The organism is Solwaraspora sp. WMMB335, assembly GCF_049179075.1.
In the GTDB taxonomy this organism is placed as follows: Bacteria; Actinomycetota; Actinomycetes; order Mycobacteriales; family Micromonosporaceae; genus Micromonospora_E.
The window spans coordinates 6138254-6148521 of sequence record NZ_JBMHMF010000001.1 but is presented as its reverse complement, the minus strand read 5'-3'; the positions used below and the strand labels follow the sequence as shown (position 1 = coordinate 6148521).

The following is a 10268-nucleotide window of genomic DNA, read 5'->3' as shown; positions in this document are numbered from 1 at the left end:
CGTGGGCACCGCCGAAGCGACGTACGCACAGCATGCCGTCTGGTTCACCGAACAGGCCGCCGTCGCCGGCACGGCGTACCACATGGCAGTCGGTGTGTGGTACGACGCCGACCTGGACCAGGCCGCGCTGGCAGCGGCGTGCGCCGCGGTCATCGACCGGCATCCGATCCTCGGGGCCCGCGTCGACGACGACGGCGACGGCGTCCCGCGACTCGCCCCGGCCGCCGAGCGCCCTACCCTGCGGCGACTGGCCCGGCCGGCCAGTGGTGTGGACACCGACGAACTGATCGCGGCGGAAATCGCCCGCCGCTACGACCTGCGCACCGGGCCACTGGCCAGGTTCTGCCTGATCACCGCCGCCGACGGCCGGCATCTGCTGCTGGTCACCGCTCATCACCTGGTCTTCGACGGTGCTTCCAAGGACATCCTGGTCCGCGACCTGGCAGCGGCGTACGGCGCCGCCCGCACCGGCCGCCCGGTCGACCTGCCGCCGGCACCCGCCGGCGGGTACGCCGGACGCGCTGCCACCGAGCGCGACCGGGTCACGGCCGAGTCACCGGCCGCCCGCGAACACTGGGCCACGCACTGGTCCGGCCCGGGCGGCGTCGTGCTGCCCGGCCTCACCCGGCTGCCGACCGGTGCCGAACCCGGCAACGCCGTGCCGCTGGTCCTGGCGCCGGACCTCGTCGCCGGACTCGACCAGGCCCGGCGCAAACTCGGCCTGACCCGGTTCGAGTTGCTGCTGGCCGCAGTGCACGCGCTGCTTTCCCGGTACGGCAACCGAGGTGTGCCGGTCGGGGTCGGGCTGTCGACCCGTACCGCCGACACCGGCGGCGAGATCGGATTGTTCGTCAACGAACTGCCGGTGACCGGCCCCACACCCGGGGACGGAGACTTCAGCGAGCACGCGCACGCCGTCCGCGATCAGGTACGGACGTTGAACTGGTTCCGGGCCGTCCCGCTGGCGCATCTGGTCGCCGGACTGCGGCCGGCGCCGGCGCTCACCCCGGTGTCGATCGGCTACCGCCGTCGGGCGTCGGAACCCACCTTCGACGGGGTGGCCGCCACCGTCGACTGGGCGTTGTTCAACGGCGCGGCCCGCAACGCGCTGCACATCCAGGTCGTCGACGCCCCCGGGCCGGACGGTGGGCAGGAGAGCATGCAGCTCAGCCTGCAGCACAGCCCGACCGCGATCCCCGCCGACGCCGTCGCCCGCATCGGTGAACACCTGCGGACGCTGCTGACCGCCGTGGCCGCCGACCCGCAACAGCCGGTCGGTGCTTTGCCGGTACTGCCCACCGCCGAGCACGAGTTGGTCTGCCGTCGCTGGAACGCGACCGGGCGCGACTACCCGGCCGAGGCGACCGTGCCACAGATGTTCGCGGCAGCCGTACGGCAGGCACCGGACGCCGTCGCCGTGGTCGACGGCGAGCGCCGACTCCACTACGCCGACCTCGACGCGGCCAGCGCCCGGCTGGCCGGGCTGCTACGCGGCCACGGCGTCGGGGCGGGATCGCTGGTCGCGGTGGTGCTGGACCGGTCCTGGCAGGCGGTTGCCGCGCTGCTCGCGGTGCTGCGCAGCCGGGCGGCGTACGTACCCGTCGACCCCGGCCATCCACCGGCCCGGCAGGCGATGATTCTCGACGACGCCGCGCCGGCGCTGGTGCTGACCACCTCCGGTACGGCGAGCGCCCTGCCCGCCGGGCTGCCCGTGCTCGCCCTGGACCAGATCGACCTGGCCGGCCCTGGTCCCGGCGATCCCGGCGGGCCGGACGGACCCGACGGACCCCACGCCGGGCAGCCGGGGACGGCAGACCTGCCCGGCCCGGACGAGCCGGCGTACGTGCTCTACACCTCGGGTTCGACCGGGCGGCCCAAGGGGGTGAGCGTTACGCACGGCGCGCTGGCCAACCTCCTGCTGGCGATGCGGGACCAGTTCGGCAGCGGACCAGCGCACCGCTGGCTCAACCTGACATCGCTGTCGTTCGACATCTCGGGAGTCGAGATCTACCTGCCGCTGGTCACTGGCGCGCAGGTGGTGGTGGCGGCCGGCGTCAGCGCGCTCGACGGCGCGGGGGTGCTCCGGTTGGTCCGCGAGGCCGGCGTGACGCACGTGCAGGCGACCCCGTCCGGCTGGGGGGTGCTGCTGGAAGCCGGGCTCGACGACCCGGTGGTGGCGGTGACCGGCGGCGAGGCCCTGCCGGTCCCGCTGGCCCGCCAACTGCGCTCGCGGGTGGCCCGCCTGGTCAACGGGTACGGCCCGACCGAGGCGACGATCTACGCGACGATGGCGGAGATCCCGCCGGAGCCCGACGAGGTCACCATCGGCCGGCCGGTGCCGAACACCACCGCGTACCTGCTGGACGAACGACGGCGGCCGGTACCGATCGGGGTGCCGGGCGAGCTGTATCTGGGCGGGCGCGGCGTGGCCGGTGGCTACCTGAACCGTCCCGAGCTGACCGCGCAGCGGTTCGTCACCGATCCGTTCGGTCGTCTCTACCGCACCGGCGACCTGTGCCGCTGGCTGCCCGACGGCCGGTTGGAGTTCCTCGGGCGGACCGACGACCAGGTGAAGATCCGCGGTCACCGGGTGGAGCTGGGGGAGATCACCAGTTGCCTGTTGGCGCACCCGGCGGTCGCCCAGGCCGCCGTAGGGCTACGCGGCGGCGATGCCGGCGACGACACGGGCACTCTCGACGACGGTACGGATGCCGTCGACGACGGTGCGGGTGGGGCACAGCCGCGACTCGTCGCCTACCTGGTGCCTCGCGGTACCGCGCCGACCGTTGCCGAGCTACGCCGGCACCTGACCCGGACCCTTCCTACCGTGATGGTGCCCACCGACTGGGTACTGCTGGACCGCCTGCCGACGGGTCCGAACGGGAAGCTGGACCGGGCAGCGCTGCCGGCACCGTCGGCGGACGGTGCACACCCGGCGGACAGTGCACATCCGGCCGACAGTGCACACCCGGCGGGCACGACCGATCCGATCGTCGACGAGATCCGCACCATCTGGCAGGACGTGCTGCAGATCCCCGAGATCGGCATCCACGAGGACCTGTTCGACCTGGGTGGACACTCCCTGACGATCACCCGGATCAGCAGCCGGATCCACCGTCGGCTCGGGGTCGACGTGCCGTTGGACGCGTTCTTCGACACCCCGACGATCGCCGAGATCGCCGAACTGGTCCGTCAGGCCGACGCCCGGGGCCGACCTGCGGCTCCCGCACAATGAAATCGCACAACGGAGGATTCGATGGACGCGGAGGATTCGATGGACGCGACGACGTTACGCCAGCGGGTGGTGGAGCTGGTCGGCCAGGCGACCGGCGACGAGGTGCCGGTCGATCAGCTGGTCGGCGGCGGTTCACTGATCGCGATGGGAGTCGACTCGCTGGGCCTGCTCCGCCTGGTCGACGCGGTGGAGGCGGAGTTCGGCGTCGAGCTGGACTTCGACGGTCCCGGGCGGCGGATGGACACCCTCGACGATCTGGTGGCCGCGATCACCAGTGCCCGGGACGAGCCGACGTCGACTCCGGCCGTCACGACTGGGTGACCGGTCAGCCGCCACCCACCGAACATCGACAATAGTATCTACCCGGCAAATCGCATCGTCGTGTGTCATTGCCGGGCAGGCTAGCCGCTCGACTAGGCTGCGTTCGTGTCGGTCGAGGGTGGGAACGCGGACGAGCGCCTCAAACGCATCGAGGCGATCACCGATCCTGCGTTGTCCCGGCTGAGCTTCGATGCGTTGCTGGTCGAATCGCTGGCGCGCACCGGCGAGCTGCTCAACGTCGACTCCGCCGCCGTGTACCTGCTCGACGCGCACTCCCAGCAACTGGTCACCGTCGCGGCCTGGGGCATCGAGGCGGGCCACGAACCGCCGGCCCGCCTCGCGCTGAATCGGGGCTATGCCGGCACTGTGCTGGCGACCGGGGACACCGTCGCACTGACCGATCCCGACGACGCCATGCTGGCCAATCCCGCGTTGCAGGGCCAGGGCATCCGCTGCCTGCACGCGGTACCGGTGACGATCGGCGGGTCGGTCGCCGGGGTGCTGCACGTGGCGACGCGCAGTCAGCGCGAGCACCCCGGCGAAGACGAGCAGATGCTGCGGTTGCTGGCGGATCGGATCGCGCTGGCCGATCAGGCCCGTGAACGCCAGATCGACCGCAGCACCACCCTGGCCCTGCAGTACGACCTGCTGCCCACCGAGTTACCGGCGGTCGCCGGGCTGGAGTTCGCCGCCCGCTACGTCGCGGGCCACGACGCCGGGGTGGGCGGCGACTGGTACGACGTACTGCCGTTGCCCGGCGGATGGGTCGGGGTGGCGATCGGCGACGTCACCGGACGCGGGCTGCACGCGGCGACCGTGATGGGTCGGCTGCGCAGCGCCTTACGCGCGTACGCCCTGGAAACCACCGACCCGGCGGACGTGCTCGCCCGGCTGGACCGCAAGATGCAGCACTTCGAGCCGGGCATGATGGCGACGGTGTGCTACGCGACGATCGACCCCGCCCGGGCCGTCGTGTCGCTGTCGACGGCCGGTCACCCGCCACCGGTGCTGGTCACCGCCGGACGTGCCGCGCACTGCGTGCCCGCACCGGCGGATCTTCCGCTCGGCACCCTCATCCACCGGGCACGCCGGGTGCACAGTTTTGCCGTCGAACCCGGTGCGCTGCTGTTCTTCTTCACCGACGGGCTGGTCGAGCGGCGCGGGCCGAGTATCGACAGCGGCCTACGGTTGTTGTGCGAGGCAATGGTCGCAACCAGCGCCGAGGCGGCCTGCGCCGAGGCGATGGGCGCCCTGGTGGACGGTTGCCCACTGGTCGACGACATCGCCATGCTGGCGCTGCGCCGCCGCTGATTCCGCCGCTCCGGCCACCGGTCGGCATCACCACGGGCCGGTCGACGGCACTCCGGCAGCGTCGTGCGGGGTACGGGCACGGGGGTCGTCGGAGGTGCGTGCCGTGGCAGCCCGGTCCGTCCAGTCCCCCCGGCCCGCGCCGTCGGCGTCGATCGTCGGGGCGTCGGTGCCCCGGGGTCGCGCGTCCGGGCTGGTCTTGCGCCCGTTGGCGAAGGTGACCTGGTCGAAGCGCACCTCGACCGGGGCGGCGTAGCGCCTGCCATTGACCGGGTCGTGCCGCATGAACTCCGGTGGCGCGATACGCACCGTCACGTCGTACGGTCCAGGACCCGGCACCGCCGCGTTGCCGCCGTAGTGATGCAGGAACGGATGCCACAGAAACGGCAGACCGGCGGCGACGACGGGCCGGCCGTCGCGGCTGACCGCGATCTGAACGTCGAGTCCGGGGACGAACCGACCGTCGGCGGCATCCGCTACCGCGACCTCCAGGTGCACGTTGGCCTCCGGGGCCGCCTCCCGCCAGAACAGTTCGCCGTCGGACAGCTCGTACATGCCTTCCGCCTCCTCGTTGACGAAGGCCACGAGGTAGTCGCCGGCACGTCGGCTGACCGCTCCCTCCTCCTCGGCCATGGCGCGCACGGCATTGGTGTACGCCTGACCCTGCCGCCGGGCGACGGCGAGTTGTTCCTCGGTGGCCTCGTTGCTGGCACGCATGGGCGGTTGCGCGGATGGTGTCGTCATGGTGACCCTCCGGGTCGGTCTCTGCTTGCCTCCGCAGCGGGGTCTACCCCGCAGCGGCCGCGCTATGTCCTGACCCACCCGCGAGCATCGGTCAGCCGGCGGCGCGACCCGGGTCACCCACCGGCCTGCGTTAGCCGCGCCACCCGCCGGGAAGCCGATGGGCATCAGGCACGTCGAACCGCGTGCCGGTACCGGATCTGGAGGTCGAGATGGGCAACCGCGATCAACTGCACGACCTGCGTCGGCAGGCGCACGAGGCCGGCATCGAAGGCAGCTCGAAGATGTCCGACGCCGAGCTGCGCGAAGCGTTGAAAAAGATCGGCAAGGGCGCCGACCCACGGTCGGCCAAGCAGACCGCGAAGCAGGCCATGAGTCGCTGACCGGCGGTCGCGCCGCCCACCTGTCTCCGATCCACGTTCAAGCCGCTTGCCGGTCGCCGGCCGGGTCGGCGATGCTAGGGGCCCGGACTGGGTCGGAGGTCAGGTTGGGGCAGGACGGATCTCGCCGGCAGACCGCCGGCACGCTGCTCCGGCACGTGCATCTCGGTGGGGTACTCACCCGGGCGGAGCTCGCAGCGAAGATGGGGCTCAATCGCAGCACCATCATGGCGCTCACCGCCGAGCTCGTCGCGGCAGGTCTGGTCCGCGAGGAAGCGCCGCGGGAGACAGGTCGGGCGGGACGCCCGTCACTGGTGGTACGCCCTGAGTCACAACGCTGGTACGTACTCGGTTTCGACGTGGCGGTGGATCGGCTGATCGCGGCACGGGTCGGGCTGGGTGGGACGATTCTCGACCGCCGGGAGGCGGTCCGGCCACGGGCCGGAGTCGACCTCGAACGGGTCGTCGAGGTGCTCGGCTGGTTCGGCCGGCAACTGCACCGCACCGCACCCCCCGATGCCACCTGCGTCGGGGTGGGCGCCTCGTACTGCGGGATGATCCAACCCGGTGACGGCCTGGTTCGCTACGGCCCCGACCTGGGCTGGGTGGATCAGGCGTTCGGTGCCGAGCTGGGGCGGCGACTCGGTCTGGGGCTGCCGGTGCGGGTCGGCAACGAGGCCCACCTCGGTGCCCTGGCCGAGCTGCACCGTGGTGCCGGCATCGGCTTGCGTAACCTCATCTACCTGCACGGCGACGTCGGGGTCGGCGGCGGGATCATCGTCGGCGGCAAGCTGCTCGACGGCGACGGCGGGTACGGTTCCGAGGTCGGGCACATGGTGGTGAATCCGTACGACGGTCGGCCCTGCCTGTGCGGCTCCGCCGGCTGCCTGGAGGCTGAGGTCGGGGAACGGGCGCTGCTGGACGCCGCCGGCCGACCCGCCGAACTGTTCGGCCGCGACGCCGTGCGGGCGGTGGTGCGCGACGCCCGACGCGGTGACCAGCAGGCCAGCGAGGCTCTGGAGCGCATCGGTGATTGGCTCGGCATCGGCGTAGCCAACCTCATCAATCTCTTCAATCCGGGTGTCGTGCTCTTCGGTGGAATGCTGCGCGACCTCTTCCCCGGTACGGTGACGCAGGTGCGCGCCCGGATCGCCCGCAACGTCCTGCCGGTGGCCCGGGAGCGGGTCGAACTGCGGGTTGCCGCCCTGGGCGATGACACGACCCTGACCGGCGCCGCCGATCTGGGATTCTCCGGGCTGCTCGCCGATCCCACGAACCCGCTACCGGCGCTCGGCCGGGCCGCCGCCCCCGCTAACCCGGCGCCGGCATCGGCCCAGCGCTGACCGACGGCCCAGCACCAACCGATGGCCCGGCGGCGAGCGACGGCCCGGCGGCGAGCGACGGCCCGACGGCGAGCGCGGACCCGATCACCTCGGCGAGCGGACGCTGTGGGTGCTCGATCCAGTCCTGCACCGCGACGCGCAGCGCGGCGAGGAACGTGGCGGCCAGCACCCGGGACCGCAGGGCGACATCGGGACCGGCCAGCCGGTGGGCGAGTTCGGCGGCGAGTTCGCGTTCGATGACGGTGTACGCCGCGACCTGGTGCGGCAGGAGTGCCCGGTGCGCGCGCAACTGCCGGCGGCGGGTCAGCCAGGCACTCGCCGGATCCTGGTCGGCGTCGATGGCGAGGACCCGGGCCGCGTGGCCGAGCACCACCCACGGTGGCACCTGTGCGGGCTGGTCACGGATCAGTTCGAGCAACCGGCGCAGCCACATGGCGTCACCGTGGAACAGTGCCTCCTCCTTGCCGGAGAAGTAGTTGGAGAAGGTCCGCCGGGAGACACCGGCGGCGTCGGCGATAGCGTCCACCGTCAGGCGCTCGACGCCCTGCTGCGCGGCGAGCCGCAGGGCGGCTTCGTGCAGCGCGAGGCGGGTCGCCGCCTTCTTCCGTTCGCGCAGCCCGGCCACCTCGTCCATGGCAGTCCAGGGTACGGGCCGTGATCCGTTTCTCAACAAGAAAACTTGCCCAATGGGCAATATTGGCGGATGGTTGTATGTAGCAACCATCTCCGGCGGGAAGGCAATCGTGGACAGCACCGCCCGCGAGCTCGGCAACCGGCTGTACGACCTGCTCAAGGTCGTCCGGATGATCAAGCAACGGCGGGTCGAGGTCCGGCCGTCCGTACCGCTGGGCCTGGTCGGCATGTTGATGCAGATCGACCAGCTCTCCGCCGGCAGCCACGCCCGCGAGCTGGCCACCCGGACCGGTCTCGACCCGTCCACCGTCAGCCGTGCCGTCACCACGCTCACCGCGCACGGCCTGGTGCGACGGCGCACCGACCCGACCGACAGACGGGCCAACTGCCTGTGGTTGACCGATGCCGGGCGGGACGCCCTGACCAGCGCCAACGACTGGTACGCCCGATTAGTCGAAGACGCCCTGACCGACTGGACACCCGACGAGATCGCGGCCCTGCACGCCGGGCTCCGTCGGTTCACCCGCGGCATCGAAGCCGCACTCGCAGCTCACGACACCCTGGAGTCCGCGCAATGAGCACATCCAGCACGGCAGCCGGCCCCCGGCCGGCAACTGCCGGCGGCAGCCCGATGGGCCACCGGCAGACCCTCGAAGCGCTCAGCGGCCTGCTGCTGGTGCTCTTCGTCGCACTGCTCAGCAGCACCGTCGTCTCGACCGCGCTGCCGAAGATCATCGGGGCACTGCACGGCTCCCAACTGCAGTACACCTGGGTGGTCACCGCCACCCTGCTCGCCGCCACCGCGACCACGCCGATCTGGGGCAAGCTGGCCGACCTGTTCGACAAGAAGCTACTCGTACAGATATCAATCGTGGTCTTCCTGGTCGGTTCGGTGCTGGCCGGATTCGCGCAGAACGCCGAGCAGCTCATCGGCGCACGAGCGGTGCAGGGCATCGGTGTCGGCGGGCTGCAGGCCCTCGTCCAGGTCGCCATCGCGGCGATGATCCCGCCCCGCGAGCGCGGCCGGTACAACGGCTATCTCGGTGGCGTCATGGCGGTGGCCACCGTGGGTGGCCCGCTGCTCGGTGGGCTGATCGTCGACACGTCCTGGCTGGGTTGGCGCTGGTGTTTCTTCATCGGCGTACCCATCGCCGCCCTGGCGCTGGTGCTCCTGCAGGCCACTCTGCATCTGCCGGTCATCCGCCGGGACAACGTGAAGATCGACTACCTTGGTGCGACCCTGATCGCCGCCGGGGTGAGCGTGCTGCTGATCTGGGTCTCGTTCGTCGACGGCTCGTTCGCCTGGCTGTCCTGGCAGACCGCCGCGATGGTGGGCGGCGGGCTGGCACTGCTCGCGCTGGCGGTCCGGGTCGAGGCCAGGACAGCCGAACCGATCGTCCCGCTCGACATCATCCGGGAGCGCACCACGGCGCTGGCCATCGTCGGCAGCCTCGCGGTGGGCATGGCCATGTTCGGCGGTGCCGTCTTCCTCGGCCAGTACTTCCAGATCGGTCGCGGCTACAGCCCGACCGAGGCCGGACTGCTGACCATCCCGATGATGGCCGGGGTCCTCGTCTCCTCGATCGTGGCCGGCCGGCTGATCACCCGGACGGGCCGGATCAAGCCGTACCTCGTCACCGGGACGATCGTCCTGGTCGCCGGGTTCGGCCTGCTCGGCCTGGTCGACCACGCCACCTCGCTGTGGTTCGTCAGCGCGGCGATGCTGCTGGTCGGGGTGGGTGTCGGCATGACCATGCAGAACCTGGTCCTCGCGGTGCAGAACACCGTCGCGCTCAAGGACATCGGCGCGGCCAGCTCGGCCGTGGCGTTCTTCCGCTCACTCGGCGGCACCATCGGAGTGTCGGTGCTGGGCGCGATCCTGGCCCGCCGGGTCGCCGAACGGATCACCACCGACCTGGCGGACGCCGGGTACCCGGCGTCCGCCAGCGGCCAGGCCAGCGGCAGCCTCGACCTGGCCGCGCTACCCGAGCCGGTCCGGCAGATCGTGCGCGCCGCGTACGGCGACGCGACCGGACACATCTTCCTGCTCTCAGCGGGCATCGCCGTGCTCGGCGTGGTGGCTGCTCTGCTCCTCAAGCAGGTGACGCTCCGTACCAGCCTGGACCTACCCGGCACGACGAAGGCGGTCGCGGTCGCCGCCGACGCCATCGACGGTGCTCCCCCGCCTGACCAGACCACCCCGCCCGACCAGGTCACTCCCGTCTCCCGTCCGGCCGGGCGAAGCGCCGGTAGCGGCGTTTGACCGCAGGCACGTCGGGTAGCCGTCCCGTGCCCGGGCGGCGAGGT

The 10268-nt window shown here is 71.7% G+C and carries 9 protein-coding genes; 7 read left to right on the top strand and 2 right to left on the bottom strand.

Annotated elements, in window-relative coordinates:
• The first annotated feature begins 1 nt into the window (after position 1).
• The 3 genes from ACN27F_RS26510 (at position 2) to ACN27F_RS26500 (ending at position 4867) form a co-directional block, all read left to right on the top strand.
• Entirely contained in the window at positions 2 to 3235 is a 3234-nt protein-coding gene (locus tag ACN27F_RS26510; RefSeq protein WP_421437966.1) for a non-ribosomal peptide synthetase, read from the top strand.
• A gap of 21 nt (positions 3236 to 3256) precedes the next feature.
• Entirely contained in the window at positions 3257 to 3556 is a 300-nt protein-coding gene (locus ACN27F_RS26505) for an acyl carrier protein (RefSeq protein WP_421437964.1), read from the top strand.
• A gap of 105 nt (positions 3557 to 3661) precedes the next feature.
• The gene (locus ACN27F_RS26500; protein ID WP_421437962.1) at positions 3662 to 4867 is read left to right on the top strand and encodes a PP2C family protein-serine/threonine phosphatase; all 1206 of its coding nucleotides are present in this window, start codon (positions 3662 to 3664) and stop codon (positions 4865 to 4867) included.
• Between the two features lie 27 nt (positions 4868 to 4894).
• On the opposite strand, the gene ACN27F_RS26495 is transcribed toward ACN27F_RS26500, so the two are convergent.
• Positions 4895 to 5608, bottom strand: coding sequence for an iron transporter (locus ACN27F_RS26495; RefSeq protein WP_421437960.1), 714 nt, complete (start codon positions 5606 to 5608; stop codon positions 4895 to 4897).
• 209 nt (positions 5609 to 5817) lie between these two features.
• Between ACN27F_RS26495 and ACN27F_RS26490 the strand changes: the two genes are divergently transcribed.
• Entirely contained in the window at positions 5818 to 5988 is a 171-nt protein-coding gene (locus ACN27F_RS26490; protein ID WP_421437958.1) for a hypothetical protein, read from the top strand.
• 71 nt (positions 5989 to 6059) lie between these two features.
• On the top strand, positions 6060 to 7328 hold the full coding sequence (locus ACN27F_RS26485) for an ROK family transcriptional regulator (RefSeq protein WP_421437956.1): 1269 nt from the start codon (positions 6060 to 6062) through the stop codon (positions 7326 to 7328).
• On the opposite strand, the gene ACN27F_RS26480 is transcribed toward ACN27F_RS26485, so the two are convergent.
• Complete coding sequence (locus tag ACN27F_RS26480; protein ID WP_421437955.1) at positions 7297 to 7962, bottom strand: TetR/AcrR family transcriptional regulator; 666 nt, start codon at positions 7960 to 7962, stop codon at positions 7297 to 7299. The two genes, ACN27F_RS26485 and ACN27F_RS26480, sit on opposite strands and share 32 nt — an antisense overlap.
• A 109-nt stretch (positions 7963 to 8071) precedes the next feature.
• Between ACN27F_RS26480 and ACN27F_RS26475 the strand changes: the two genes are divergently transcribed.
• Positions 8072 to 8539 carry a MarR family winged helix-turn-helix transcriptional regulator gene (locus tag ACN27F_RS26475; RefSeq protein ID WP_421437953.1) on the top strand — a complete coding sequence of 156 codons (468 nt, stop codon included), beginning with the start codon at positions 8072 to 8074 and terminating at the stop codon, positions 8537 to 8539.
• Entirely contained in the window at positions 8536 to 10224 is a 1689-nt protein-coding gene (locus ACN27F_RS26470; RefSeq protein ID WP_421437952.1) for an MDR family MFS transporter, read from the top strand. The genes ACN27F_RS26475 and ACN27F_RS26470 overlap by 4 nt, the downstream gene beginning before the upstream one ends.
• Positions 10225 to 10268: the final 44 nt, after the last annotated feature.

Bases quoted from the DNA above. Each gene is read 5' to 3' on its own strand.
- ACN27F_RS26505 (WP_421437964.1), top strand. From the start codon at position 3,257: ATGGACGCGGAGGATTCGATGGACGCGACGACGTTACGCCAGCGGGTG.
- ACN27F_RS26470 (WP_421437952.1), top strand. From the start codon at position 8,536: ATGAGCACATCCAGCACGGCAGCCGGCCCCCGGCCGGCAACTGCCGGC.
- ACN27F_RS26480 (WP_421437955.1), bottom strand. From the start codon at position 7,962: ATGGACGAGGTGGCCGGGCTGCGCGAACGGAAGAAGGCGGCGACCCGC.
- ACN27F_RS26490 (WP_421437958.1), top strand. From the start codon at position 5,818: ATGGGCAACCGCGATCAACTGCACGACCTGCGTCGGCAGGCGCACGAG.
- ACN27F_RS26495 (WP_421437960.1), bottom strand. From the start codon at position 5,608: ATGACGACACCATCCGCGCAACCGCCCATGCGTGCCAGCAACGAGGCC.
- ACN27F_RS26485 (WP_421437956.1), top strand. From the start codon at position 6,060: ATGCTAGGGGCCCGGACTGGGTCGGAGGTCAGGTTGGGGCAGGACGGA.